At 65.8% G+C, this 25,989-nt stretch carries 21 protein-coding genes; 2 read left to right on the forward strand and 19 right to left on the reverse strand.

The window, feature by feature from the left end:
* Positions 1-73: 73 nt before the first annotated feature.
* The 7 genes from BBTA_RS21105 to BBTA_RS21135 form a co-directional block, all read right to left on the reverse strand.
* Positions 74-1,066, reverse strand: a complete 993-nt coding sequence (locus tag BBTA_RS21105; protein ID WP_012044545.1) for a 30S ribosomal protein S2 — start codon at positions 1,064-1,066, stop codon at positions 74-76.
* A 154-nt stretch (positions 1,067-1,220) separates the two neighbouring features.
* Positions 1,221-1,742: a DUF2846 domain-containing protein gene (locus BBTA_RS21110; protein WP_012044546.1), complete on the reverse strand. Its 522-nt coding sequence runs from the start codon at positions 1,740-1,742 to the stop codon at positions 1,221-1,223.
* 90 nt (positions 1,743-1,832) lie between these two features.
* The gene (locus BBTA_RS21115; protein WP_012044547.1) at positions 1,833-2,795 is read right to left on the reverse strand and encodes an FHA domain-containing protein; all 963 of its coding nucleotides are present in this window, start codon (positions 2,793-2,795) and stop codon (positions 1,833-1,835) included.
* Entirely contained in the window at positions 2,792-4,183 is a 1,392-nt protein-coding gene (locus BBTA_RS21120; protein ID WP_049795392.1) for a S1C family serine protease, read from the reverse strand. Before BBTA_RS21120 ends, BBTA_RS21115 begins: the two co-directional genes overlap by 4 nt.
* A gap of 78 nt (positions 4,184-4,261) precedes the next feature.
* Entirely contained in the window at positions 4,262-6,658 is a 2,397-nt protein-coding gene (locus tag BBTA_RS21125) for a caspase domain-containing protein (RefSeq protein ID WP_012044549.1), read from the reverse strand.
* 195 nt (positions 6,659-6,853) lie between these two features.
* On the reverse strand, positions 6,854-10,375 hold the full coding sequence (gene dnaE / locus BBTA_RS21130; protein WP_012044550.1) for a DNA polymerase III subunit alpha: 3,522 nt from the start codon (positions 10,373-10,375) through the stop codon (positions 6,854-6,856).
* A 469-nt stretch (positions 10,376-10,844) separates the two neighbouring features.
* On the reverse strand, positions 10,845-11,558 hold the full coding sequence (locus BBTA_RS21135) for an outer membrane protein (protein ID WP_012044551.1): 714 nt from the start codon (positions 11,556-11,558) through the stop codon (positions 10,845-10,847).
* A gap of 263 nt (positions 11,559-11,821) precedes the next feature.
* Here BBTA_RS21135 and BBTA_RS21140 point away from each other — a divergent pair, with 263 nt between their 5' ends.
* The gene (locus BBTA_RS21140) at positions 11,822-12,157 is read left to right on the forward strand and encodes a DUF3551 domain-containing protein (RefSeq protein WP_012044552.1); all 336 of its coding nucleotides are present in this window, start codon (positions 11,822-11,824) and stop codon (positions 12,155-12,157) included.
* Positions 12,158-12,326: 169 nt separating this feature from the next.
* Here BBTA_RS21140 and BBTA_RS21145 read toward each other — a convergent pair whose 3' ends face one another.
* Together BBTA_RS21145 and BBTA_RS21150 are read right to left on the reverse strand one after the other, a co-directional pair.
* Positions 12,327-13,100: an outer membrane protein gene (locus BBTA_RS21145; protein ID WP_012044553.1), complete on the reverse strand. Its 774-nt coding sequence runs from the start codon at positions 13,098-13,100 to the stop codon at positions 12,327-12,329.
* A gap of 461 nt (positions 13,101-13,561) precedes the next feature.
* Complete coding sequence (locus BBTA_RS21150) at positions 13,562-14,335, reverse strand: helix-turn-helix transcriptional regulator (RefSeq protein WP_012044554.1); 774 nt, start codon at positions 14,333-14,335, stop codon at positions 13,562-13,564.
* 123 nt (positions 14,336-14,458) lie between these two features.
* Between BBTA_RS21150 and BBTA_RS21155 the strand changes: the two genes are divergently transcribed.
* A complete protein-coding gene (locus BBTA_RS21155; RefSeq protein WP_012044555.1) occupies positions 14,459-15,538 on the forward strand; it encodes a zinc-binding alcohol dehydrogenase family protein in 1,080 nt (359 codons plus the stop codon).
* A gap of 15 nt (positions 15,539-15,553) precedes the next feature.
* On the opposite strand, the gene BBTA_RS21160 is transcribed toward BBTA_RS21155, so the two are convergent.
* The 10 genes from BBTA_RS21160 to BBTA_RS41395 form a co-directional block, all read right to left on the reverse strand.
* On the reverse strand, positions 15,554-16,255 hold the full coding sequence (locus BBTA_RS21160; protein ID WP_012044556.1) for an ABC transporter ATP-binding protein: 702 nt from the start codon (positions 16,253-16,255) through the stop codon (positions 15,554-15,556).
* A 7-nt stretch (positions 16,256-16,262) separates the two neighbouring features.
* On the reverse strand, positions 16,263-17,543 hold the full coding sequence (locus BBTA_RS21165; protein ID WP_012044557.1) for a lipoprotein-releasing ABC transporter permease subunit: 1,281 nt from the start codon (positions 17,541-17,543) through the stop codon (positions 16,263-16,265).
* Between the two features lie 94 nt (positions 17,544-17,637).
* Positions 17,638-18,972 (reverse strand): proline--tRNA ligase, encoded by a 1,335-nt coding sequence (gene proS / locus BBTA_RS21170; RefSeq protein ID WP_012044558.1) that lies wholly within the window; start codon positions 18,970-18,972, stop codon positions 17,638-17,640.
* 201 nt (positions 18,973-19,173) lie between these two features.
* Complete coding sequence (locus tag BBTA_RS21175; protein WP_012044559.1) at positions 19,174-19,671, reverse strand: TlpA disulfide reductase family protein; 498 nt, start codon at positions 19,669-19,671, stop codon at positions 19,174-19,176.
* Positions 19,668-20,894, reverse strand: coding sequence for a sialidase family protein (locus tag BBTA_RS21180; protein ID WP_012044560.1), 1,227 nt, complete (start codon positions 20,892-20,894; stop codon positions 19,668-19,670). The genes BBTA_RS21175 and BBTA_RS21180 overlap by 4 nt, the downstream gene beginning before the upstream one ends.
* An 8-nt stretch (positions 20,895-20,902) precedes the next feature.
* Entirely contained in the window at positions 20,903-23,296 is a 2,394-nt protein-coding gene (locus BBTA_RS21185; protein WP_012044561.1) for a TonB-dependent receptor, read from the reverse strand.
* A 95-nt stretch (positions 23,297-23,391) separates the two neighbouring features.
* Positions 23,392-23,835, reverse strand: a complete 444-nt coding sequence (locus BBTA_RS21190; protein WP_012044562.1) for a DUF2946 family protein — start codon at positions 23,833-23,835, stop codon at positions 23,392-23,394.
* Positions 23,832-24,617, reverse strand: a complete 786-nt coding sequence (locus BBTA_RS21195; protein ID WP_012044563.1) for a DJ-1/PfpI family protein — start codon at positions 24,615-24,617, stop codon at positions 23,832-23,834. Before BBTA_RS21195 ends, BBTA_RS21190 begins: the two co-directional genes overlap by 4 nt.
* Before the next feature lie 23 nt (positions 24,618-24,640).
* The gene (locus BBTA_RS21200; protein ID WP_012044564.1) at positions 24,641-25,159 is read right to left on the reverse strand and encodes a copper chaperone PCu(A)C; all 519 of its coding nucleotides are present in this window, start codon (positions 25,157-25,159) and stop codon (positions 24,641-24,643) included.
* A 138-nt stretch (positions 25,160-25,297) separates the two neighbouring features.
* Positions 25,298-25,861, reverse strand: a complete 564-nt coding sequence (locus BBTA_RS41395) for a DUF2946 domain-containing protein (protein WP_244424061.1) — start codon at positions 25,859-25,861, stop codon at positions 25,298-25,300.
* Between the last annotated feature and the right edge of the window lie 128 nt (positions 25,862-25,989).

The raw sequence follows: 25,989 nt of genomic DNA on the forward strand, positions 1-25,989 counted from the left end.
CCGCTGCCAGGAACTACCTATCTCAGTCGCGATGGCCGGCGTACGACGCCGGCCAGATTCTTGTCGTGTCGTCTTAGGCGTCGGCGAGCGACTTGGCCTGGGCGACCCAGGCGTCGGCCCGGCTCGGCAGACCGACTTCTTCGCCGATCTGGTGCGCCGTGTCGTGGTCGAGCTCGGCGAGCTGCCAGAAGTGGAAGATGCCGAGGTCGTTCAGCTTCTTCTCGATCGCACCGGACACGCCGGTGAGCTTCTTGAGATCGTCGGCGGTGCCGCGCGGACCAGGCAGACCCTGGAACGTCGAGGCGGCCGTCGCAGCCGGGAGCTCTTCCTCGAGCGGCGCAGCGGAGGCGCCGATGTCGATGCCGAGCTCGCCCTGGGCGCGCGAGATGCCGTCGATGGCGGCGCGCGCGATCAGGTCGCAATACAGCGAAATGGCGCGGCCGGCGTCGTCATTGCCGGGAACCACGTAGGTGATGCCCTTCGGATCGCAGTTGGTGTCGACGATCGCGGCGACCGGAATGTTGAGGCGCTGGGCCTCCTGGATCGCGATGTCTTCCTTGTTGGTGTCGATCACGAAGATCATGTCGGGCAGACCGCCCATGTCCTTGATGCCACCGAGCGAGCGATCGAGCTTGTCGCGCTCGCGCTGCAGGGTCAGGCGCTCCTTCTTGGTGTAGGAGTTGGCCTCGCCCGACGACAGCACCTCGTCGAGGTGACGCAGGCGCTTGATCGAGGCCGAGATCGTCTTCCAGTTGGTCAGCGTACCGCCGAGCCAGCGCGAATTGACGAAATACTGCGCGCAGCGCTTGGCCGCATCAGCGACGTTGTCCTGCGCCTGGCGCTTGGTGCCGACGAACAGGATACGGCCGCCCTTGGCGACGGTATCGCTGACGGCCTGCAGCGCCGTGTGCAGCAGCGGCACGGTCTGCGCGAGGTCGATGATGTGGATGTTGTTGCGGGCTCCGAAAATGTAATCGGCCATTTTCGGATTCCAGCGGTGAGACTGGTGACCAAAGTGCACGCCAGCTTCAAGCAGCTGGCGCATCGTGAATTCAGGCAGCGCCATTGGATATTCTCCGGTTGAGTCCTCCGGAAACGCGTGAGCAAAATCAGGCCGTTAAGGCCCGGCTTGCCACCGGACGCCCTCTAGGAGAGCCAAGTTTCCGTGTGAGATGGCGCGCTATATAGCCGGATTCTGGCGCAACGCAAGGAAAATGGGCCTATTCCGCCTGCAGAAGCTCGGCGAGCGCGGTCTTGGCCTGGCCCTCCTGGAGCGGAACGAAGTCAACAGGCCCCTTGTTGTCGGCCCCTGACGAGGCCGCGGCCATCACGCCCATGCCCACCAGGCCGAACGCGATTCCCCCGCCCTGCATCGCCCTCGACCGTTCGCTGGGCCTGATCGAGTAGAAATAGGTCTTGCCCGGCTCGGTGGTGAAATCGAGGTAGGATTCGCCTGGAAACAGCAGCTGGGTGGCCACGACATGGTGCGCACCGGCGGGACGGTCGACATAGGCATAGGTCCCGGGCAGCAGACGGGGCAGCGCCACGCCGTCCACCTTGGCGTCGCAATTGGTGCGATCCAGCCAGGAATCCTTCAGGCTCATGATGACGATCCGGGCGTGGCCCGGCCGGGGCGCCCCGATCTTCTGCGACACGACGGCATATTCCGTGCCTTCCTTGCCCGTGAGGCATCCAGACACCAGAAGTGCCGCACCAAGCCCCAGAAGCGACCGCCTGTTCATGTTTCCACCCCCCCGTAAAACCCCGGACAAAGGCTATGACGGGAACCGGGAACCTTGCAATCTCCGGCAACAAAGAGAGTGCGACTGTGCTCAGCGCTCCACACCGGGCGCTTTGAGCTCCGCCCGATCCGCGTCGAGCTTCGCCTTCAATGCGGCGACGCTGTCGAAGAAGAACTGCTCCTGCCGCAGCGGCACCAGGCGCAGCGATGGCGGCATCAGCACATGGCTGACATTCGGCCGCCCCGAATTGGCGAACGCCTCCGACCGCTGCAGCGTCTGGACTGCGATGGCCACCACGAGCAGAACGCCGACCACGACGCCCTTGGCCACCAGATGGGTCCGCCCGACCGCGCGCAGATGCAGAAAACACGTGGCTGCAATGACCGTCCAGGAGACCACATAGCCATAGGTGAAGACGGCGGCCCAGGTCAGGGCGAACGCGGCAATCTGCGCAAACTCGCTGTAGATGCAGAACGCCGTGAGCCCGGCCTCGGCGATCAGGAGATGGCGCAGGACCTGCGAGCGTCCCGAAAACAGCCGTGCCAACAGCGCCCATATGCCGACCCACGCCGCCACGACCCCGACCATCGTGAGCGACGGCACGAGATAGTCGGACAGATGCGCTTCGGAGGTTTGTGCAAACCACACCGTGATCGCGTTGATGGCGAGCAGCGCCGCGCCGAGCCCGATGGCAGCCACGACGGGCAGCGCACTGCGCTCAGATCCGACCAGCCGCTCCGGCTCGACGGCATGCGCGGCGTCGCGGATCCGAAGCAGCGTCTGTCCGATGCGGATCGGCTGGACGCCGTCGAGAACGAGCTGCGGCTTTCGGCTCCTGCTCCTGTCGAGATAGAGCCCATTGGCGCTGCCGAGATCCTCGGCGACGAGGCGCCCGTCAGCGTCGCGAAAGATCCGGACATGGCGCGCGGCCACGTAGGGGTCGTCGAGAATGACGTGATTGTCGTAGCCGCGGCCGATGCTGATCTCCGTCGCATCGACGCGGAAGCGGCCGGCGACCTCGCGATGCTTGGAGAGAATCTCGATCCAGATCATCGGGCGACCTGCAGCCGTTCGAGAAAGCTCCTGCCGAGCCGCAACGCGTCGTCATAGGCGATCGCCTGCAGATTCAGGCGGGAGACGAGCGCCTCGTCGGCACGGTCCTGCGTGACCGCGACAACCGCGACGTCATAGAGGCCGTCGAACTCGCGATAGCCCTGCGCGCACCAGAGCACGCGCAGCGGTGGGTGATCGGCCGGCGGCGCGATGCCGACGAAATCCTCATGGCAGTGCTGCGGCGTGTACCATTTGCGGAACGTGCCGCCCAAGGTCAGCCGCGGCTGCGCCAGCTGCGTCAGCACGGTGGCGAATTGAAACTGATTGAGGTCGATCGACTTCGCGTAGGAATGATTGATTTCGACCGTACCGGTGTTGAGGTCGGAGGCGACATAGACGCTCGCATCGGCCTTGCAACTGGTCGAATTGATGCTGGCCCGCGGCTTCGGCGAGGCGCTGGCATTGGTGCTGGCCCAGCATTCGAACCACGCCGCATGCGTTTCCGGCGCCTGATAGGAGCCGAACACGCGATCATGGAAGCCTTCCTCGGCCAGGGATTTGTACAGCGCGCCGCGCCAGCTGGCGAGCTGGGCAACGACGTCCTTGCGCAGATCCGCGGCCTCCGGCCTGATGTCCTTGCCGCGGATCAGCAGAGCGGCGGCGAAGCGGGCGGGCACCAGAAAGCTGATCAGCTGACCGCCGCGTCGCGTTGCGACATTGACGCCGACCACCTGCCCTTGGGCGTTCACGGCGGGACCGCCGCTCATGCCGGGATTGAGCGCGCCGGTGAAGTGAATATGGTCGTTGTAGCTGTGCTCGACGAGGCCGTTATAGGTCCCTTCGATGATGGTAAAGCCGAGGTCCAGCGGGTTGCCGAGCGAATAGAGACGCTCGCCCTTGGGCAGGCTGCCCTCGAGCGCCGCTTTGTCGAAGGTGAAGAACGGCGCGTCGTGCTTGTCGACGCGCACGAGTGCGAGATCATTGGGCAGATCGACCGCAAGCAGAGTCACGCCGCCCTGCGTGCCATCTGCTCCGGTATATTCGAGCCGATAGGTCTTCGGCTCGAGCGCCGCGTCGGAGACCACGTGGTAGTTGGTGATCGCAAGCCCGTCGGCCGAGACCAGAAAGCCGGAGCCGGTCGAGGTCTGGCGGCCGGCATCGGCCAGGAGGGTGCGGATCTGCAGCAGTCGCGGCGGAGCCGAGGCATAGACGGTGTCCGCGCCAGCGAGCGACTGCGCACTTGCGCCTGACGGCACCCCGGTGATGCCGATCGCGCCGAGAGCGGCGACGATCACGCCCCGCCAGAGCAGCGCCGACACAGTCCTCACAAAGCCGCGTCCCAATCGCACCCCCGCAACACGCCGGCGGCCGCCGACGTCCTGCGTCATACGCTCGATCAGCCCGCAATCCGGCCAATAACGAAAACAGACCGACCTTGCAACCGAGCCACCACCACCCGATGCGACTCAGCAATGCGGCACGTTCGGCGGACATCGCTTGCCTGCCGCCGGCGGAGCAGCCGGCCGCGGCGGCGGCGCCGCGGGCCGCATCATCGGCGGGGGCGACGGCGGCCGGGCCATGGCAGCCATCGGCGGCGGGCTGGGACGCGCCATCGGCGGTGGGGGAGCCGGTCGCGCCATCGGCGGCGGCCCGGGGGGACGCATCATCGGCGGCGGGCCCGCGGGACGGATCATCGGCGGCGGCGCGGCGTGGACCGGCGCGGCGCGAACCATCGGCGCCGTCGGAGGTCGAGGCGGAGCCGGCGGCTGGCTCAGGCGCGCGGCCGCCGCAGGCGGCGGTGGGGCACGGCGCGGCGGCGCGGCCTGTTGCAGTTGCGGCCGTACCTCAGGGGCGCGCGGACCAGCGTTAGGCCTGACCGGACGCGACATCGCCGGCGGCGGCGTGACCGGCGTGACCGGCGTGACCGCCGCGCCTGGCGGCGTGCGGCTCGCCTGCAACCCGGACGCAGGCGACTGCGGCGGCGGCGATCCGCCGGCCGGTCGCGCAGCTTGCGCCGGGCCCGGTGCGGGCGCGGCCAGCAACGGGGTCCGCACATGACCGCCATTGCCGGTCGGCGGGATCGCAGGTGCCCCCTGACCAGGCATCGGCAGCGCATTCGCTGCAGGCGCAACCGGCCCCGGTCGACCGGGCAGCGTCGGCGGCGTGCCAGCGACGCCGCTTTGTGTCGAATTGGGAACCGGTCCATGGCCGCCCGGCCCTGCCCCGGCGCCGAGCCCGGCGCCAGGTCCCGCGCCGGCGCCCGGCAATGGCGCCTTGCCCTGCTGGATCAACGTCGCCCGCTGCACCGCTGCGGGCGGCAGCGCCGGCGCCAGGGCGACGGCGGGCGTCGTCGCGGCGGCCGGGCCGGCGGCCGCCGGGCCCGTCGCTGGTGGTGCGGTCGGCGGCGTTGGCGGCGGCCGATTGATCACGGTGTTGATGACCGCAGTGTTGTGGATGTTCTGGTAGATGATGTTGTTCGGCGGCGGCGCAACGAACGCCGGCGGCCGGCAATAGACCGGGATCGGCACGAACACCGGCCGCGGCAGGAAGAACACGCCGACCGACGCAAAGGGCGGCGCCAGATCGACGAAGTCGGGCGGTGGCGGCGGCAGGATATAGACCGGCGGCGGTGGCGGCGGCACGAAGCCGAACTCCGGATCCGAGAACATCAGCGCCGGACGCTCGATATAGACGACTTCATCGAGCGGCGGCGGCGGCACGTCATACTCGATCATGGCGAAGGTCGGCGGCGGCGCCGGCGGCGCCGACAGCATCGCCAAACGCCGTCGCGCGTCCTCGGCATGGGCGCCATTCGGATACCGCTTCAGATAGGACCAATAGGCCTCGGGGCTGTCGGTGCGAAAGGTGCGACGCCAGGTCAGCGCCTCGCGGCGGGCAGCGAGAATCGCGCGCACGCGTCGCGCCAGCGGGTCGCTCGGATAGGCCGCGACGAAGTCCTCATAGCCCTGCAGGGTGTCGCGCTCCAGTGCAGCCACATAGGCCTCCTGCACCGGCAGATCGCGGATCGGCCGCGTGCGCAGCGCCGCCGTCTGCTCGGGCGAGGCTTGCGCGGCCGGCGCGTCCGGCCCCCGCTCGAAGAAGGTGACGGCCGCCTGGATCTTCTGCGCATCCCACGGCACCTGCGCGCCCTTGGTCTCCTCATTGACTCGCAGCCGCAGCCGGTCGAACACCTCCGGCAGCGACAGACCGCCGGTGCGGATCATCTCCGCCAGCGAGCGCGCATAGACGCCGTAGGAGCCGGTCTCGTTCGGTGCGATCGTGCCCGGCGCGGCGTTGAAGGCGATCAGCATGTTGTTGTCGGGCTCGACCAGCGCCAACCCGCCAGCCAGGGTCGGCCCGCTGGCGATGAAGGGCTGCTGGCGAGCCGCGTCGAGCACGACCACGCCGGCCTTCAGCGGCGTCGCGGCAAGCTGGCGGATGTAGTCGCTGAGGCGGAGGCCTTCGGTCGGAATGTCCACGTCGCTGGCGATATTGGCGTCGACCGGAATGAAATAATTCTCGCCGGCGAGCTGCATGCCGTAGCCGGCGAGATAGACCATCGCGACGGTGTTGCCATCGGACGACTGCGCCTTGTGAATGAAGTCGCGAAAGCTCTTGCGCAGCGTATCGCCGTCGAGGTCGCGGGCGCCGACCACGTCGAAACCCGCCGCCTGCAGCGTCTGCGCGATCAAGCCGGCATCGTTGGCGGCCGTGGCCAGCGCGCCCTTGGCATAGGCGCCGTTGCCGATGACCAGCGCGATGCGTTTCTCGGTTGCGGGCTGCTGCGCCGCGGCAGACACGAGCGAAGCTGCCAGCGCGAGCAGGCAGAGCGAGACAGAGCAGACGATCTTTGAACAGCGCATGACGGTTCAAGCCCTTCGAGGCATTCTGCCCCGGATTCAGCGCGCGCGTGGCTGAACGGCGGTTGAACGGGGGCACGCCCGTACAGCCCACGGGCAGCCTTTTGGTTCCTCGCCCTGCGGTTCCGCGTCGTATTCCTGAGCGCAGCTACGCGTCGTTCCGCGATCCGGAAGCCCCCGGCCCACCGGACCGCTCGCTCACAGCTGCTGCACGTCGACCACGCCGGTCACCGCCTTGATAGCGCCGGCGATTTGTGGCGAAACCTTGAAACGCCCGGGCAGCTTCATCTCCACCTCGGTCTCGAGGTCGAGCATCATCACCAGCGACACCTCGCCCTCCCCGGCCCGCGGCGCGAGCGGCGGCGCGGCCGACTTGGCAGGCCCACCAGCGCCGTTCGCCGCGGCCTCCGGCCCCTGCAGGCGCTTGACGATGGAATCGAGCGGCTTGGTGTCGCGCAAGAAGATGCGCAGGCCGCGCTGCGTCTTGGCGGCGGCATCGTCGAGCGGCTCCGCATGCAGCACGCGGGCGCGCACATCCTCGCCCTGCAGCTCGGCGCCGAGTTGCAGCAGCACCGCGGCGCCCGGCTCGAGCACGTCGCGATATTGCGCCAGGCCTTCCGAGAACAGCACGGCCTCGAAATGACCGGTCGGATCCGACAGGCCCATGATGCCCATCTTGTTGCCGGTCTTGGTGCGGCGCTCCATGCGCGACACCACTGTTGCGGCGACCTTACCGGCGGTCGCGCCGGTCTTCACCGCGCGGGAGAACTCGGCCCAGCTCTGCACCCGCAGCCGCTTCAAGGCCGCCGCATAGTCGTCGAGCGGATGGCCCGAGAGGAAGAAGCCGATCGCATCATATTCCCGCCGAAGACGCTCCGCCGGCAGCCAGTTCTCGACGTTCGGCAGGATGATCGCGGGCGCATCGGCGGCATTGCCGAACATGTCGTTCTGGCCTGAGGTCGCGGCTTCATGCGCGCGCTGGCAGGCCGCGACGATGGCGTCCGCGCCGGCGAAGACGCGGGCGCGGTTCTTGTCGAGCACGTCGAAGGCGCCCGCTGCCGCCAGAGTTTCGATGATGCGCTTGTTGATCGCGCGCGGGTTGACGCGGCTGGCGAAGTCCGCGAGCGAGGTGAACGGCCCGCCTTTGTTGCGGGCCTCGACGATCATCTCGATCGCCTGGGGTCCGACGCCCTTCAGCGCGGCGAGCGCGTAGAAGATGGTGTTGCCGCTGACCTCGAAGGTCGGCCCCGAGCGGTTGATCGAGGGCGGCTCGACCTTGATGCCCAAGCGCTGCGCCTCGGCGCGGAATTCGGACAGCTTGTCGGTGTTGTTCAGATCGAGCGTCATCGACGCCGCGATGAACTCGACCGGATAATGCGCCTTCATATAGGCGGTGTGGTAGGACACCAACGCGTAGGCTGCGGCGTGCGACTTGTTGAAGCCGTAGTCGGCGAACTTGGCGAGCAGGTCGAAGATGGTGTCGGCCTGGTCCTTCGACACGCCGTTCTTGACGGCGCCCTCGACGAAGCGGACGCGCTGCTTGTCCATTTCGGCGCGGATCTTCTTGCCCATGGCGCGACGCAGCAGGTCGGCTTCGCCGAGCGAATAGCCGGACATCTGCTGCGCGACCTGCATCACCTGCTCCTGGTAGATGATGACGCCGAACGTTTCCTTGAGGATCGGCTCCAGGATCGGATGCAGATACTCCGCTTCCTCCTCGCCGTGCTTGCGGGCGCAATAGGTCGGGATATTGGCCATCGGACCGGGGCGATACAGCGCAACCAGCGCGATGATGTCCTCGAAGCGGTCCGGACGCATGTCGATCAGCGCCCGCCGCATGCCCTGACTTTCAACCTGGAACACGCCGACCACATCGCCGCGCGCCAGCATCTGGTAGCTCGCCGCATCGTCGATCGGCAAGGTCGCGAGATCGACATGGACGTCGCGCTGCTTCAACAGCTTCACCGCGACGTCGAGCACGGTCAACGTCTTCAGGCCGAGGAAGTCGAATTTGACGAGGCCGGCCGGCTCGACCCATTTCATGTTGAACTGGGTCACCGGCATGTCGGATTTCGGATCGCGATACATCGGCACCAGCTCGCTGAGCGGCCGGTCGCCGATGACGATGCCCGCGGCGTGGGTCGAGGCGTGGCGCGTCAGGCCTTCCAAGCGCATCGCGATGTCGAAGGCGCGCGCCACGACGGGATCCTCGTCGCGGAACGCCTGCAGCTTCGGCTCGCCCTCGATCGCCGCGGCGAGCGTCACCGGCGCGGCCGGATTCTGCGGCACCAGCTTGGTGAGCTTGTCGACCTGGCCATAGGGCATCTGCAGCACGCGGCCGACGTCACGCAGCACGCCGCGCGCCTGCAGCGTACCGAAGGTGATGATCTGCGCCACCTGATCGCGGCCGTAGCGCTGCTGCACGTAGGAGATCACCTCGCCGCGGCGGTCCTGGCAGAAGTCGATGTCGAAGTCCGGCATCGACACGCGCTCGGGATTGAGGAAGCGCTCGAACAGCAGCGCGAAACGCATCGGGTCGAGGTCGGTGATGGTCAGCACCCAAGCGACCAGGGAGCCGGCGCCAGAGCCGCGGCCCGGTCCGACCGGAATGCCGTGCGCCTTGGCCCATTTGATGAAGTCGGACACGATCAGGAAGTAGCCCGCATATTTCATGCGGGTGATGACGTCGAGCTCGAAAGCGAGCCGCTTCTGATAGTCCTCCTCGGTCATGCCCGGCGCCATGCCGTGCACCTTGAGACGCCGTGCCAGGCCCTCCTCCGCCTGCCGCTTGAGCTCGGCGGCCTCGGCGCTGGCCGCGTCCACGGCATCAGCCCCGCTGCCGGCGCCGACGGTGAAAAACGGCAGGATCGGCTTGCGCGTGCGCGGCCGATACGAGCAGCGCTCGGCAATCTCGACGGTCGAGGCCAGCGCCTCCGGAATGTCGGCGAACAGGACCGCCATCTCGGCCCGCGTCTTGAAGCGATGGTCGGGCGTCAGCTGGACCCGATCGGTGTCGGCGATGAGATGGCCGCCGGCGATACACAGCAGCGCGTCATGCGCCTCATAGTCATCGGCGGTCGCGAAATAGGGCTCGTTGGTCGCGACCAGCGGCAGGCCCTTACCATATGCGATGTCGATCAGACCGCCCTCGACGCGGCGCTCGCGGTCGGTGCCATGACGCTGCAGCTCGATATAGAGGCGGTCGCCGAACAGGCTCGCCAGCCGCTCGCAGCGCTGCCCCGCCAGCGCCGCCATGTCGTGCTGGATGGCGAGCGAAATCGGGCCATCAGGCCCGCCGGTCAGCGCGATCAGGCCGTCGACACCCTCCTGCAGCCATTCGAACTTGATGTGCGGCGCCTGGTGCGTCGGCGTATCCAGGAAGGCCCGCGAGTTCAGCCGCATCAGGTGCCGATAGCCCTCCTCGCGCGCCGCCAGCAGCACGATTCGCGACGGCTGCGCCACCGCCGCAGCGTTGCGGGCATTGGGATCCATGTCGCCGAAATCGATCGCGAGCTCGCAGCCGGCAATCGGCTGGATGCCATAGCCCGCCATCTTGTCGGAGAATTCAAGCGCACCGAACATGTTGTCGGTATCGGTCAGCGCCAGCGCCGGCTGGCGGTCGGCCTTGGCGAGTTCGCCCAGCTTGCCGATCTTGATCGAGCCCTTCAGCAGCGAATAGGCGGAATGGACATGGAGATGGACGAATCCGGCGCTGGACATGCTCGCCTTGCAACTTCTCTGAGGACTTCCGGGGATCAGTGCGGTGCGAGGGCCGACGGCCGGGCCTCACGGTTCCCTCGTCGACTCGCTTGCCGATGATAACGGATCAGCCCGTGCGAGTCGGGCCGCTCCCGCCGCTGTCCGGCTTTTCCCCAGCCGCCCCGATCAGAAACATCAAAGCTGCGGAATGATTTGCGCCCAGAGCGCGATCATTCCGACGAACAGCGTGATCGACGCCAGTGCGGCGGCTTCTTCGACGAAAACCTTCAGCATGGGGACCCTCCCTGAGCTAGAACATATGAAGAACAATGTTCCTTTTCTGTTCTCAGGTCAAGCGCGCCGCCGGCGACGGTGACCGGCCGCAACGAGACGTGGTTAATCCGCCCCGCTCGCGCAAGAAAAAGCCCCGGCGCGATCGCCGGGGCTTGTGACTTGGTCGATGACTTGGCCGATGGTCCGAGGAAAGGACTCAGTACCGCGTCGCGACCGGGCCGCCGAATCGATAGTTCAGGCGGGCCGTGAACAGGTCAGCATCCTGCTTGATGCTGTCGGAACCGAGCGCGCCGAAGCTCACGGTCTGGCGATCCATGAACAGATGGTCGTATTCGACGCCCAGCGACCAGTTCGGCGCAAAGCCGTATTCGAGGCCAGCACCGACGACGCCGCCCCAACGGGTGTTGTCGTTGGAACCGAGGAACGCGCCGGTCGCGGCGTTGGTGATCGTGTAGGTGTTGCTGGTGATGGCCGCACCGCCCTTGGCGTAGACCAGCACGTTGTTGAAGGCGTAGCCGACCTGGCCGGTGAACAGACCGAACGCATCGGTCTTCGTGCGGTTGCGGGTGCCGAACAGCGCGCTCTGATTGTCACCGGCGAAGTCCGCCCAGTTGCCCTGCGCCTCGACGCCGAACACGAACTGACCCATCTGCCAGCGATAGCCAACTTGGCCGCCGATGGTGCCGCCCGACGAATCGTGCGAGCCCTCGCGACCGCCGCCAACGACATCCCACGTGTTGTGGGTCCAGCCGCCGCCACCGTTCACACCGATGTAGAAGCCGCTCCAGTCATAGATCGCGGCCATCACCGGCGGCGGCGCCTTCGTGTAGGGACGCGCGGCGAGATCCGCGGCAAGCGCCGGCGAGGCCAGCACCACGAGCGCCGTCGTCGTCAACAGAAGTTTCTTCATCAATCCAGTCTCGTCTCATTTGGCCCCCAGGCCAGCCGCACCTCTTAACGATCTGCGCCACAATTGCTGTAGCCATGATGTCACAGGGCGCTGCTGAACGCGCCTCAGACATGACTGGAAATTAACCTGTAATCACAGTGTGTTGATGGAACTTTTTGATATGCAATCGGGAGCTGACCGACTACACACGAAGCGGCTCGCGCACACTGCTTCGCATGCTGTATGCCGGGTCAGGACATCAGGGGATGAAGGAGAGATCGGTGATGCGTGGTGTGTTCTTCGCAACCTTGGCTGCAGCCGGCCTTGTGGTCGCAGCCCACGCGCCCGCGCAGGCGGTTGGCATCAGGCATCCGTTCTGTCTGCAGGGCGATCAGTTTCCCGGCTTGAGCAATTGCACCTTCGACAGCTACGCGCAGTGCCAAGCGACTGCATCGGGACGCCTGCTCGCTTGCATCGCCAATCCTTATTTTGCCGGCGTCAGCGATGATCCGCGCGCAACGCCGTATCCCTATCCGAACCGGCAGCGCATCAAGCCACGTCCCCCGCGCCCGAATCCCTACGCGCCGCTGCCCAATCCCTTCGTGTTCGAAGAGGACTGAGTTCGAAGACGATCGCAATCATGCTGCGCTCCCACGGAAACGCATCATGATCTTTCTTCCTTGAGCATGGTCTTTTCGGAAAATCGGTTTCCGCTTTCCGGATCATGCTCTGACGAACAGGATCGAGACGGAGGCAGGCGTGTCGCTCGCCTCCGCTCGACGAGCCGCTTCAGCGCATCATGCCGAAGCCCGGGCCGAACTTGTAGTTCAATCTGACGAGCCCGATGTCGACATCCTGCTTGATGCGATGAGTCATCGCAGGCGCGCCAGCGGCGTTGACGAAGTTCAGGTTCTTGTTGCCCAGGAAGATGTGATCGTACTCGACGCCGACCGACCAGTTCGGCGCGAAGCCATATTCCAGACCCGCACCGATCGTGCCGCCCCACCGGGTGGTATTCGCTCGATCGAGCATGACATTCGTGTTCGTCGTGAAGGTGTCGTAGCGATCGCCGACGACCGCCGCGCCGCCCTTGATGTAGCCCAGAATGTTGTCGAAGGCGTAGCCGACCTGGCCGGTGAACAGGCCGAAGCCGTTGGTCCGCGAACGGTCGCTGACATTGGGCAGGATCAGGTTGCGATTGGTGCCCTTGAAGTTGGCCCAGTCGCCCTGCGCTTCGACGCCGAACACCCAGTTCGCCATCTGATAGCGATAGCCGACCTGACCACCGACGGCCGCACCGCCGCCGCCGGAGCAGCCCTCGCGATTGAGCGCCGGGTTGACCACGACGTTGGCGTTCTGAACCAGATTCCAGCAGTCTCGGCTGGAACCGCCACCGGCGTTGAAACCGACATAGAAGCCGCTCCAGTCATAGACCGTCGCCACCACGGCAGGTGGAGCCTTGGTGTAGGGACCCTTCTTCATCTGAAGGTCAGCAGCCAAGGCGGATGTCGCCGCGGCGATCGCGCCGAGTCCCACCGTTGCGCCGAAAAGCGTTTTCATCATCGAACTCCGTAGCTTCTGTCCCAAGGTCCCCAAACCCTCTGTTCCAACTCAAATACATGCAGCGCGGCAAGGCGACGGTGCATTCGCAACGCGCTTCACCGAGATCACTTGATGAGCAGATTAGAAGCGTTCTTTCCGGCTTTTATGGGATTGGGCGCAAACGCCTGTTTTCAAAGGACTTGGCGACACTCTGAACAAACAACTAACAGGATATAAGGAAGAGTCGTGGCCGGCGTCGCGCGCACGCCACAATACGAGACGCACATCGTTGCCGAAATCACGGCGCGCCGCGTCACATCACCGTCGCCTTGAGGTCCCAGTCGTGAATTCTTCACGACAACCGATCACCTTGCGAATGCTTGGCATCATCATACGCAAAACCGACGATTGTATGGTGGCTCACTACACGGCAGCTCGGAACTCAGCGACCAAGCGCGTCCCCGCTCGTTCGGTAGAAGCCCTCAAATCGTGTAGTAGATCGCAAGCTTCAGCGCAGGATCGTCATTGGCCTGGAACGTCGCGTAGCGAAGCCTGACGCGCCCCTTCTTCGGATGTTCGAGCAGCTTCTCGCCGGCGACCGGACCGTTGATATCGTGAGCTGCCCACAGCTCCTCGAATTCGCGACTGCCGCGTCGCAGCCGCGCGATCAGATCAAGGAAGGCAGGATCACCCGCCCACAGATCATAGGTTGCGCGAAACTGCGCGACCATCCGTTTCGCCAGCTCCTTCCATTGCGCACCAAACAGCCGGCGCACGCCCGGCACGCACAGCATCAGCAGCAGCGTGTTGCGCTCGTCGTCGGCCAGCTGTGAGAACCCGAAGATCTCGTCCGCCGCGGCGTTCCACGCCAACACGTCCCATCGCCGTCCGGAGATGTAGGCGGGCTGGTTCAGACTCTGCACCAGCTCGCGCAATCCGGCCGGCACCTGCTCGCGCACGAACGGCTTGCGCAGGGGATTGCTCGCCAGCGCCTTGAGATGCGCATGTTCCGTTCGGTTGAGGCGAAGGGCACGCGCCAGCGCATCGATGGTCGCGGATGACGGCTTCACCGCGCGGCCCTGCTCGAGCCGGATGTACCAGTCGACGCCGATCCCAGCGAGATCGGCAACCTCCTCCCGGCGCAGCCCGGCCGTGCGCCGTCGCCGCCCAGTCGCAAGCCCGACCGCTTGCGGCGTCAGCCTCTCGCGCCGCGAGCGCAGGAAGTTTCCGAGTTCGGCATGCCTTGGATCACTCATATGCGTTCCCGCGCCAGCGCGTTCCCAAAGTGGGCTTCCACAATCCTAGGATAATACCAGGTCTTCTTGCGCGACGCATAGACCGCCATGCTCGGCCACCGCCATCGGGAATGGAGAAGGGTCATGAAAGCAGCCGTGCTGAAACGCTTTGGAGTGCCGCTCGATATCGAGCAGGTCGAGGCCCCCGTGCTCGGCACCGGCGAGGTCATCGTCGACATCGTCGCGGCGGGCGTTCTGTCCTATGCGAATGAGGTGTTCAGCGGCGAACGGCAGTACCTGCTGGAGCTGCCGGTCGTTCCAGGGACCGGCGGTATCGGCCGGGTCCGTGCACTCGGCCCCGATGCGACACATCTTGCGATCGGCGACTGGGTGTTCTGCGACCCGACGGTCCGCTCGCGCGATGCCGATCTCGCGCCCGACATCACGCTGCAGGGCTTGAGCGCGCGCGGCCCGGGCGGGCTGAAGCTGCAACAGCATTTTCGTCACGGCTCTTTCGCCGAGCGCATGCTGCTGCCGACGGAGAACGCCAAGCCGATCGGCCGCATCGACGCGCAGGAGGCCGCGCATTGGTGCGCGCTCGGCACCCTGCTCGTCCCCTATGGCGGCTTTCTTGCGGCCAATCTGCAAGCCGGAGAGACCGTGCTGATCAGCGGCGCGACCGGCAGGTTCGGCAGTGCCGCGGTCGCGGTGGCGCTTGCCATGGGAGCCGCAGCGGTCGTGGCACCCGGCCGCAACGAGACCATGCTGGCCGAACTGCAGCGCAGGTTCGGGCCACGCGTCCGTCCCGTCAGACTGTCAGGCGACGAGAACGAGGACACCGAGCGCATGATGCGCGCCGCACCTGGCCCGATCGACTGCGTGCTCGACATCATGCCGCCGTCGGTCACGACGACGGTGGTGCGCTCCGCGGTGATGACCGTGCGTCCTTACGGCCGCGTCGTCCTGATGGGCGGCGTCGGGATGCTCGGCGGTGCCGCGCTCGAACTGCCCTACCCCTGGATCATGCGCAATTGCGTCACCATCCACGGCGCCTGGATGTATCCGCCAAGCGCGACGGTCAGGATGGTGGCATTGATCCGGGCCGGCCTGCTCGATCTCGCTCAGTTCGAACCGACCTGTTTCGATCTCGATCACGCCAACGAGGCGGTCGCCCATGCCGCCGCCCATCGCGAACCGTTCAAGATGACCGTCATCAGGCCTTGAGCCCGGCCGAGCCGTTCAGTCGAGCTCGACCACCTTGCCGCCGACGATGGAGACGCGCCGGTCCATGCGGCCGGCCAGCTCCATGTTGTGGGTCGCGATCAGCATGGCGACGCGGGTCGCCTTCACGAGCTGCATCAAGGCGTGGAAGACGTGATCGGCCGTGCCGGGGTCGAGATTGCCCGTCGGCTCGTCGGCCAGCAGCGCGCGCGGGGCGTTGGCGACCGCGCGCGCGATCGCGACGCGCTGCTGCTCGCCGCCGGACAGTTCGGCCGGACGGTGCTTGATGCGCTCGCCGAGGCCCAGATAGGCCAGGATCTCGGTCGCCCGCTTCACCGTCTCGGAGCGCTTCAGACCGCGGATCATCTGCGGCAGCATCACATTCTCCAGCGCCGTGAACTCCGGCAACAGCCGGTGCGACTGGTAGACGAAACCGATGTCGGTGCGGCGCATCTGGGTGCGCTCGATATCGGTGAGCTGCGAGGTCGGCACTCCCGCGACATACACCTCGCCCTCGTCGGGGCTTTCGAGCAGTCCCGCGATATGCAGCAGCGTCGATTTACCCGACCCTGACGGGGCCACCAGCGCGACCGACTGCCCAGCCCATAAAGCGAGCTTGGCGCCGTCCAGAATGGTCAGCTGCCGCTCGCCCTGCATGTACTGTCGCTTGATCTCATGGAGATAAACAACAGGTACATCCTCCGCCCCCTGCTCGTCCATCAGCGCCTCACTCGTAGCGAAGCGCTTCGACCGGGTCTAAGCGGGCGGCGCGCCAGGATGGGTAGAGCGTGGCCAGAAAAGACAAAGTCAGAGCCATGATGACCACCGCGCTCGTCTCGCCGGCATCGATCTCAGCCGGCAGCTTCGACAGGAAGTACAGGGTCGGATCGAACAAATCCGTGTTGGTCAACCATGACAGAAACAACCGGATGGTCTCGATGTTCATGCAGATCAGGAGACCAACGATGAAGCCGGTGAGGGTCCCGACCACGCCGATCGAGGCGCCGGTGATCAGGAAAATCCGCATGATCGCGCCCTGCGACGCCCCCATCGTCCTGAGCACCGCGATATCCTGGCCCTTGTCCTTCACCAGCATGATCAGGCCCGAGACAATGTTGAGCGCGGCGACCAGCACGATCAGCGTCAGGATCAGGAACATCACGTTGCGCTCGACCTGGAGCGCGTTGAAGAAGGTCGAATTGCGCTGGCGCCAGTCGACCAGGAACACCGGACGGCCCGCCGCCTCGGTCACCGTCTTGCGAAACTGCTCCACCTTGTCCGGATTGCTGGTGAAGATCTCGATCGCGGTGACGTCGTTGTTGCGGTTGAAATAGGCCTGCGCTTCCGACAACGGCATGAACACGAAGCTCGAATCATATTCCGACATGCCGATCTCGAACACCGCCGCGACCTTATAGGGCTTGATGCGCGGCGTCGTGCCCATCGGCGTCACGGCGCCCTTCGGCGCCACCAGGGTGATGCTGTCGCCCGCATGCAGCGACAACAGGTCGGCCAGCCGGCGGCCGATCGCGACGCCCTGGCCCTCGTCGAAGCCTTCGAGCGTGCCCTGCTTGATGTTCTTGGCGATCGACGTCAGGTTGACGAGATCCTGCGAGCGGATGCCGCGGATGAACACGCCCGATGCGTTGAAGGGCGACGAGCCGAGACCCTGGCCGTCGACCACGGGCGCCGCAAGGCGGATGCCCTGCACCTGCGAGATCCGCTCGGAGACATCCTTCCAGTCGGTCAGTGGCGACTCCAGCGGCTGCACGAGCAGGTGTCCGTTGAGACCGAGGATCTTGTCGAGCAGCTCCTTTCGGAAGCCATTCATGACCGCCATCACGATGATCAAGGTCGCGACGCCGAGCATGATGCCGAGGAAGGAGAAGCCGGCAATGACGGAGATGAACCCTTCCCGACGCCGCGCACGCAGATAGCGCCCCGACAGCATCCACTCGAAGGGGGCGAAGGGCACGGTCTGCTGGGGTTCGGTCATGGTTTCATCCATCGCGCGATCATCCCATGATTCGGGCCGATTGTGGCCGGATTGGCCAGGAGGAGCCGAGCGGCCCGGTGGATAATCCGACGACCGAACGAATGGCTCAGCCGGCGACGGTTCCGCCGCCGAGCCTCGCCACGACATCGGCCGGCGACATCATTTGCCGCGCGCCATCGCTGCGGGTCTTCACCTCGACCTTGCCTTCGGCAAGGCTCTTGGGTCCGACCATGATCTGCCAGGGAATGCCGATCAGATCGGCCGTGGCGAATTTGCCGCCGGCGCGCTGCTCGGTGTCGTCATAGAGCACGTCGACGCCCTTGGCGAGGAGATCACGATAAAGCTGCTCACAGGCGGCGTCGGTATCGGAGCCGCCCTGCTTCAGATTGAGGATCACAGCCCGGAACGGTGCCACCTCCTCCGGCCATTTGATGCCGGCATCATCATGACAGGCCTCGATGATGGCACCGGCGAGCCGCGACACGCCGACGCCGTAGGAGCCACCATGGATGGTGACCTCCGCTCCGTCGGGGCCCGCCACCAGCGCCTTCATCGGCTCGGAATATTTGGTGCCAAAATAGAAGATCTGGCCAACTTCGATGCCGCGGGTGTGGAGGCGCCGCTCCTCTGGCACTTCGGCCTCGAAGCGGGCCCCATCATGGACGTCCTCGGTCGCGGCGTAGAGCGAGGTCCATTGCTTGATGATCGGCGTCAGGTCGCCGTCATAATCGACGGACGCCGGCGGGATCGGCAGGTCGAGGACGTCGCGGTCGCAATACACGCCGGACTCGCCAGTCTCGGCGAGCACGATGAATTCATGGCTGAGATCGCCGCCGATCGGGCCGGTCTCGGCGCGCATCGGAATGCCCTTGAGGCCCATCCGCGCGAAAGTGCGCAGATAGGCCACGAACATCTTGTTATAGGCGCGCCGCGCGCCGGCCTCGTCGAGGTCGAACGAATAGGCGTCCTTCATCAGGAATTCGCGGCCACGCATCACGCCGAAGCGCGGACGCTGCTCGTCGCGGAATTTCCATTGGATATGATAGAGATTGAGCGGCAGGTTACGGTAGGACTTCACATAGGCACGGAAGATGTCCGTGATCATTTCCTCGTTGGTCGGCCCGTACAGCAACTCGCGCTTGTGGCGATCGCTGATGCGCAGCATCTCCGGACCATAGGCATCGTAGCGGCCGCTCTCGCGCCAGAGATCGGCGAGCTGCAGGGTCGGCATCAACAGCTCCAGCGCCCCGGCGCGGTTCTGCTCCTCGCGCACGATCTGCTCGATCTTCTTCAGTACCTTGAAGCCAAGCGGCAGCCAGGCATAGATGCCGGCGGCCTCCTGCCGCAGCATCCCCGCGCGCAGCATCAGCCGGTGCGAGACGATCTCCGCCTCCTTCGGATTTTCTTTCAGAATGGGCAGGAAAAACCGCGACAAACGCATGGGCGAGGCCTTCGAGATTCGGTTCGGGCTGGCGCAGTCAAACCGGATCAGGCGGCAAAACACAAGACTGGGATTGAGAAAAAGCGGCTAAGCCGCCGGATTCCCAATCATTTTACCGGTTTGGCTGAAGCGGCAGATGAACGCGCCGCAAGCGCCGGTGGCGACGGCCGCAACGGTGGCCGCCGGCGCGCCCCGGACCGCCTATTGCGGCCGCCCCTGTTCCGACGACCATTTGTCGAGATCGCTGATCTCGGCGCTGCCCTCGATGGTCGAGATCGCGCCGTCGCGGGTGACCAGCATGGTACGGGGAATGTCACCTTGCCAGCTGGGATCGACCTCGAACCTGAGACGCTCGACATAGCCGTCGTTGAAGATGAAGTTTTCGGCGGCGGCGAGGCCCGCTTTGTCCAGCATGCTCTGGGTCGCGGCGTTCAGGTTGGGCACGAGGTCGGCGCTGACCGTGACGACGTCGATGTCGGGATGTTCGGCCATGAACTTGCCGAGTTGCGGCAGTTCGATCTTGCAGGGACCGCACGTCACGCCCCAGAAATGGATCAGGGTCGGCCGCCCCGCATGGGCGCGCAGCACCTCGCGCCAGCTGCCGCGCTCGAACGGCTTCAGCGCTGGCGGAGCCGCGGCGCTCGACGCCGCGCAGGCGACCATGCCGCCGATGACAAGACCCAACACTGCCCGCTTCATGACTCGTCTCCGATCGCCTGCAGCCGATAGCCGTCCGCCTTGGTCATCCACGACAAGAACACCTTGCCGCCATGAGCGACCAGCAATGGATGGTCGGACGCATTGTCCGTGCTGGCGACCGCCCGCGGCTTCGACCAGGTCTCGCCATCGTCCCTGGATTGCATGACCATGACGGTGGTCCGCTCGCCATCGAACTCCTTCCACACCAGCGTCGTGGCCTCGGGCGTCGCCAGCAGATAAGGCCGCGTCGGATTGCGGTCGGCCTGCCCGATCGCCAGGGGCTCGGAGAAGGTTCGTCCGCCGTCGCGCGAATGCGCATAGAACAGCCCCTTGCGGACCTTGCCGCTGGTGAACCAGGCGACATGGTAAGTGCCGCCCGGCGCCACGGTCAGGCTGGGCCCCTGGTGCGGGCACGCCTTGATCTGCCAATCGTCGGTGCTCACCCGATGCAGCTCGCCGGGCGTTGCGAGATCGCTGAACGTGATCACGGCATGGTCGCGCACACCGCCATCGAAGATGTTGCGGAACATCACCACCGGGCGTCCGGGCCCGGCGAACGCCACGCCGAGCCTGCAGCATTCGCAGGTGTTGTCCTGGGCCAGCGTCGCCTCGGCGTAGGTTGCGCCGCCATCGCGCGACGACGCGAAGAACAAGCCAGCCCCGTCATAGGAGCGCCCAGCCGCCTTCGCCGGAGCGCGGTTGCGCTTGTCGAGCCACGCCACAAACACCGTACCGTCCTGGTCGAGCGCCAGCGCCTCGAAGCGCTGGCTCTCATTGTTCGCCGTGAGCGGGCGCGGCGGCGCGAAGCTCTTGCCGCCATCGTCTGATCGGGTGGTGAGCACCTGCCCGTTGAAGGCCTGGTCGCGGAAGATCGAGAACGCCACCGCGATGCCGCCTTTGCCGTCGACCACCAGCTTGGGCCGGGCGTCTGGCCCCCAGTCGAGGTTGAGCGGCTGCTCACTGACCGGCACGGATGCCGAATATGTCTTGCCGGCGTCGGTCGAGCTCGCCACCGAGACCCGTCCACCGGCCATCCAAGCCAGCCAGAGCTTACCGTCCTGCGCAAAGAACGGCGTGACCTTGGTGGCGCAGCGGAGCTCGGTGCCCTCGCATGCCGCATCCGAGCCGTGCTGATGCGCCATCTGGGCGTGACCAGTCAGCGGAGCGAAAACGGCGATCGCCAGTCCGAGCAGACCGCTCCTGAGCCGTGCTTTGCTTGTCATGCCGCTCCTCATCGGAATGCCACCTTCATGCCGGCCAGGAACGCGCGCGGGGAGCCGGCATAGATTGTTCCGGTGCCCGCCAGCCCCTGCACGCCGGTCCCCGCCACCGTGTTCTGCAGATTGTTCGCCGAGGCGATGTAGGTGCGATCGAACAGATTACGGACCTCGAAGAAGACGTTCATCGACTTGAACGTGTCTGAGGCGAGCTCGGTCTTGTAGTGGACATTCAGATTGACCAGCTCATAGCCCGGCGCCTTGAGCAAATTCGCGTTGTCCATATAGAAGGAATCCTTCCATTGGACCTCGATGAAAGCGCCCAGCCCGGCGAATCTCCCGCTATCGTGATCGTAGCCGAGCCGCGCCGTCAGCTCGTTGGGCGATATTCCGGGGATCTTGTTGCCGGCACGATTGAAGCTGAACAGCTTCGAGGCACCCACAAGGTTCTCGGTATATTCGGTGTAGACCTGATCGAGGTAGGTGTAGGCAGCGGTGAACCGCCAACCTGGCAGGAACCTCCAGTCAGCCGCCAGTTCGACGCCACGATGCTCCGAACGCGGGGCGTTGAAGGTGTAGGACGTGTTTTGCGTACCTGTGACGGCCTGTGTGACGAGCTCGTTGCGGAAGAACTCGTAGAAGCCCGTCGCGCTCAACGTCACCGCCCGGTTCGGCGTCCAGTCGAAGCCCACATCATAGCCCAGGTTGGTCTGCGACTGCAGCTGGGTGTTGTTACCGTTGTCTCCGGTCGGCAAAACGAACAGGTTCGAGACCTGCGGCGTGCCATAGCCGCTGGCGACACGGGCCCGCAGCAGCCAGTCGCTGTTCACCCTGTAGAGCAGCGCCAGCTCGGGAGCGAGATTGTCGAACTGCCGGTCTGCGCTGGTGATCGCGGTGGTCGCAGTGCCGACCGCGTCCTTGTAGCTATACGCCGTGTTCACGCCACGCAGATGCGTGCGCTCCCATCCGAGCCCGGCCACCGCGGTCAGAGCCGCCGTCAGCTTGAGCTCCTCGCGCGCCCGCAGGCCATAATTCGTCGTCTCGCTCCAGGTGTTGGCGGACAGCCGGCCCAGCGCACCGTTGCCGCCGGGCACGACGAAGCGCGTATCCCCCGACGCGGTCAGCGTGTTGTAGAAGGCGCCGAAGAAGGTGGTCGATTCCAGGCCTAAGATTTCACCGCGCCGGGTGATGTCGCTCATGTAGTTGTAGGACGGATAGTCGCCGATCGCGCTGGTCGAGCCCGTAGGCTGGCTGATGTTGCGGTCGTCGAACACAAACTGGTTGCGCCAGGTCGTGTTATTGTCGAAATCATGCTCCCAGCGGCCGCCGACGATGGTACGGCGGTCGTTGCGGCCGAGCCCGGCCTGCAGCGCGGTCTCCGTGTCGACACCACCGAGCGTATTGAAGCCGTTGTTGTTGAGCGCGACGGTCGCGCAGCCGGCTGCCCGGAAGCTCCCGGTGGTGCAGCCCTGCTGATACGGGTTCTGATTGTACTGGCTCAGCGTGTAGCGCAGCGGCAACCGCGTCGTCAGATCGTTATTGATGATCTTGACCGTGAAGCGGTCATCCGGCGTCACCTTCAGCGTGCCCAGAAAGTTCACAGTCTGGGTGTTGAACCAGCTGTTGCCGAGATAGCCGTCGCCGCGCACGTCGCTCGTGAACAGCGAGCCCTCGAAATTGCCGACCTTCTTGCCGAAAGCCATGTAGTTGCTGAGATAGCCGAAGCTGCCGCCCTCGCTGCCGATCTCGGCGCCGTCGATCGTGCCGCCCGGACGGGTGCGGAAATTGATCGCGCCGCCGGTCGCGTAATTGCCGTAGAGCGCGGAGGACGGTCCTCTGATGACGTCGACCGCGCCATAGGCATGGGGATCGATCAGGTCGCTGCGCGACAATCCGTCCGGCTGAGTGACCGGAAAGCCGTCCTCGAACAGCACGATGTTGCGGATGGCGAAGCTGTTGCGGGCATTGGAGCCGCGGATCGAGATGCCGAGATCGCGCGGCCCGTTGCCCTGCTTCAGCGACACGCCCGGACTCTCGCGCAGGATGTCGCCGACGGTGAAGGCCGGCCGGTCGTCATAACGGCTGCGGTCGATCGTGGTCGCGGTCTGGCCGGCGGGTGCCTGGCCGAGCTGATCACGGGCGTCAGTCGCTCCGCCGACCCGGCCTGATGCCGCCTGTCCCTGGGCGGAGATATTGGTGGCGGACGCGGCGGTCGGCTTCGGCGCGCGGGCGCTGGCCGCGTTGGGCTGTGCGGCCGGCTTGCGCGTGGCCCGTGGCGTCGCGGCACGCGGCGCGTCGACGGTGACGGACGGCAATTCTCTCTCGGTCTGAGCGTGCGCGATCGTGGCCGGCTGCAGCCACGCGATGGCGATGACGCTCACGCCACCGAGGGCATGACGACGAAACATGATTGACTTTCCCCAATGCCGGCAGCTTCGGCCGGTCTTCCTGATCAGATGCAAAGCCGCGCGAGCCACTGCCGCGCCGGCGACGACAATCGCGGTCAGACGGGGAAAGGAGGCGCTCGCGGCTGGGTTTGCGACCGGGCGAGGAGATGAATCAGGCCGAGCTCGCGCCCGCGCCATGCGATCCGCACGCATCCGCGCTGCGGAGCTGCGCAGGTCGGCGCAGGCGGCGCGTCGAGAACGGCCGCGGCGTGAAGCACGCAGCACATCACGCAATCCAGGCCGCAGGCCGTGCGGTCGGTATCGCGGCTCGACGGCGGAGCATCCGGCTCGGCGTGGCAGATCACGGCGCCGGCAAGCGGATCGACCGCGGCCATGGCGGCCGCCGCCATCGCCGACGACGCCACCGGCGCCAGCAGCTGGATGATCAGTGCCAGCATCGCAAGCGGCAGAGCCCGCGCGATCCAACCGCGCCGCGCGTCGCCGTGAGCCCGGCGACGGCGCTTGCGCAACGCAATGGAGACCGCGCGGGCTGAGCTCATGGCACGCCGATCCTGGCGCCGGCGGCGCGCGCCGCCTGCTCGGCCAAGCGGATCAGCGGCCCGCGCTGGGTCAGCACCGCCTGGGTGGCTTCCGGCCCGGCACGCTCCGGCGATCCGGCCGCGAAGGGCGGCTGCGGGTCATATTCGATCAGCAGCTGGATGCGCCGCGCGGTGTCTTCGTCGGTGAGCTGCGCGGCCAGCGCCAGGCCGAAATCGATACCCGCGGTGACGCCACCGGCCGTGATGCGGTTGCGGTCCGACACCACGCGATCCGCGATCATGGTGGCGCCCATCAGCGGCAGCAGATCGCGCACGTACCAATGCGACGTCGCCTTATAGCCCTTCAACAGGCCCGCCGCACCGAGCAGCAACGCGCCGGTGCAGACGCTGGTGACGAAGCGTGCGGTTTCGCCGCGCCTGGCGACGAAGTCGATCGTGCGCGGATCGTTCATGCCGTCGACGGTGCCCTTCAGCCCGCCCGGGACGAACAGCACATCGAGCCCGGTCGCGGCGGTTTCGAAGCTGTGGGTTGGAGTCACGGGAATTCCGACATCCGTCATGACCGGAGCCATCGACGCTCCGATCAGGTGGATGTCGGCCTGCATGATGTTGAAGACGGTCAGCGGCCCGGTGAGATCGAGCAGAATCATCCCGGGATAGACGAGCAGGCCGATGACCGGCTTGGCCGCCGGTCGCGGTGTCTCCGCAGCCCGTGCGCCCGGCAGCAGCAGGCCGGCCAGTGACCCCGCCAGAAGCGACGTGTTGAAGACGCGTCGGTCCACGAATGCCCCCGTCGTCCCGGACGCTACATCTTCATGCCCGAATGGTCGTGCTGCTTCATCATGCTGCCGCCCTCGCCGCCCGGCCCCTTGGCGCCGACCGCCTGCACCTCGAGCGTGACGGCCACCTTGCCGGCCTTCTCGAATTCCAGCGTGACCGGCAGCTTGTCGCCTTGCTTCAGCGGGCTCTTCAGCTCCATCAGCATCAGATGATAGCCGCCCGGCGCCAGCGCGACGGTCTTGCCGGGCTCGATCACCAATCCCTTCTCCAGCGGCCGCATCGTCATCACGCCATTGTTCACCGCCATCTCGTGAACTTCGATCCGGCCGGCGACATCACCGGAGACAGCGACGAGGCGGTCCGGCGCGCCGCCCTTGTTTTCGATGGTGAGATAGCCCGCGCCGGTCTTGGCTCCGCCGGGGGTTGCGCGGCTCCAGGGCTGCGTGATCACGAGGTCACCAGCCTTCACGTCCGCGGCGAATGCCGCGGGAGAACCGGCCAGCAGGAGAGCGAGTGCAAACAGAGAGCGTCCGAGCAACGTCATGTGAGGATCCTTTCGGTCGTGGTCGCGATGCGCCGGCTTCGTGCCTTGGCGCGTGTCAGTCCGCCCAACGGGCTGGGCAGACGGCAGAAACAAAAACGAACATTTCGGGAGACAGCGGCCGCAGCGCGCGGCCACGCTTCACACGACAGGCGGTGCTCTGGCCTGTGCGTTGGTAAAGCTTTGCGTGGGCGCGACGTCCGAGGCGGTCGTCCGCCAGATGACATCGAACGCGTCACGTCGGGGAACATCGAGGGCCGACAGGTCCGGCCCATCCAGCGTGGCCGGCTGCGCCGTACAACACAGCGCGCAGGACGCGGCGCCAGGCTTGCCGCGCGACTCGTCATCCGCTGGCTGGGAACCGGATTGGCTGTGGCAGATCTCGACGCCGCGCAGCGGGTCGGCGTTGACGAGGGCGGCCGCCCAGGCAGCCCCGATGGGCGCCAGGATCTGCACCATCAGCGCGATCAGCACGATCGGAAGAAACGCTTGCAGCCGCTGCCGCATCAAAGCCTGCCAAATGAACGGACCCGTTGTGACCGAGCGAGCGCCCCGAGTCGAGGCCGCCCAGAACACACTGCGCACATTTCGCCAGCGTTCGTTGACTAAGAACAACCCCGCGGCGCTCAATCGCGCCTTGCCATTGTGGTATTTCAGCACCAACGACCGGAAAAGTCGAAAACAAAGCGCGCCAATTGCAAGCACTTACCGATCATTTCATCGGTTGCGCGAAATTTGAACAATCGTTGCCGAAAAGGATGACAAACGCAAAAAGATCGTCTACCAATTTGGGCCTCAGGCTAACGCTTGCGGAAGTCTGGTGGTCCAAGTCT

Source organism: Bradyrhizobium sp. BTAi1, assembly GCF_000015165.1.
In the GTDB taxonomy this organism is placed as follows: Bacteria; Pseudomonadota; Alphaproteobacteria; order Rhizobiales; family Xanthobacteraceae; genus Bradyrhizobium; species Bradyrhizobium denitrificans.

What these genes read in the sequence shown, in the direction of transcription:
- BBTA_RS21105 (WP_012044545.1), bottom strand. Translation starts at nt 1,066, where the DNA reads ATGGCGCTGCCTGAATTCACGATGCGCCAGCTGCTTGAAGCTGGCGTG.
- BBTA_RS21110 (WP_012044546.1), bottom strand. Translation starts at nt 1,742, where the DNA reads ATGAACAGGCGGTCGCTTCTGGGGCTTGGTGCGGCACTTCTGGTGTCT.
- BBTA_RS21115 (WP_012044547.1), bottom strand. Translation starts at nt 2,795, where the DNA reads ATGATCTGGATCGAGATTCTCTCCAAGCATCGCGAGGTCGCCGGCCGC.
- BBTA_RS21120 (WP_049795392.1), bottom strand. Translation starts at nt 4,183, where the DNA reads ATGACGCAGGACGTCGGCGGCCGCCGGCGTGTTGCGGGGGTGCGATTG.
- BBTA_RS21125 (WP_012044549.1), bottom strand. Translation starts at nt 6,658, where the DNA reads ATGCGCTGTTCAAAGATCGTCTGCTCTGTCTCGCTCTGCCTGCTCGCG.
- dnaE (WP_012044550.1), bottom strand. Translation starts at nt 10,375, where the DNA reads ATGTCCAGCGCCGGATTCGTCCATCTCCATGTCCATTCCGCCTATTCG.
- BBTA_RS21135 (WP_012044551.1), bottom strand. Translation starts at nt 11,558, where the DNA reads ATGAAGAAACTTCTGTTGACGACGACGGCGCTCGTGGTGCTGGCCTCG.
- BBTA_RS21140 (WP_012044552.1), top strand. Translation starts at nt 11,822, where the DNA reads ATGCGTGGTGTGTTCTTCGCAACCTTGGCTGCAGCCGGCCTTGTGGTC.
- BBTA_RS21145 (WP_012044553.1), bottom strand. Translation starts at nt 13,100, where the DNA reads ATGATGAAAACGCTTTTCGGCGCAACGGTGGGACTCGGCGCGATCGCC.
- BBTA_RS21150 (WP_012044554.1), bottom strand. Translation starts at nt 14,335, where the DNA reads ATGAGTGATCCAAGGCATGCCGAACTCGGAAACTTCCTGCGCTCGCGG.
- BBTA_RS21155 (WP_012044555.1), top strand. Translation starts at nt 14,459, where the DNA reads ATGAAAGCAGCCGTGCTGAAACGCTTTGGAGTGCCGCTCGATATCGAG.
- BBTA_RS21160 (WP_012044556.1), bottom strand. Translation starts at nt 16,255, where the DNA reads ATGGACGAGCAGGGGGCGGAGGATGTACCTGTTGTTTATCTCCATGAG.
- BBTA_RS21165 (WP_012044557.1), bottom strand. Translation starts at nt 17,543, where the DNA reads ATGGATGAAACCATGACCGAACCCCAGCAGACCGTGCCCTTCGCCCCC.
- proS (WP_012044558.1), bottom strand. Translation starts at nt 18,972, where the DNA reads ATGCGTTTGTCGCGGTTTTTCCTGCCCATTCTGAAAGAAAATCCGAAG.
- BBTA_RS21175 (WP_012044559.1), bottom strand. Translation starts at nt 19,671, where the DNA reads ATGAAGCGGGCAGTGTTGGGTCTTGTCATCGGCGGCATGGTCGCCTGC.
- BBTA_RS21180 (WP_012044560.1), bottom strand. Translation starts at nt 20,894, where the DNA reads ATGACAAGCAAAGCACGGCTCAGGAGCGGTCTGCTCGGACTGGCGATC.
- BBTA_RS21185 (WP_012044561.1), bottom strand. Translation starts at nt 23,296, where the DNA reads ATGTTTCGTCGTCATGCCCTCGGTGGCGTGAGCGTCATCGCCATCGCG.
- BBTA_RS21190 (WP_012044562.1), bottom strand. Translation starts at nt 23,835, where the DNA reads ATGAGCTCAGCCCGCGCGGTCTCCATTGCGTTGCGCAAGCGCCGTCGC.
- BBTA_RS21200 (WP_012044564.1), bottom strand. Translation starts at nt 25,159, where the DNA reads ATGACGTTGCTCGGACGCTCTCTGTTTGCACTCGCTCTCCTGCTGGCC.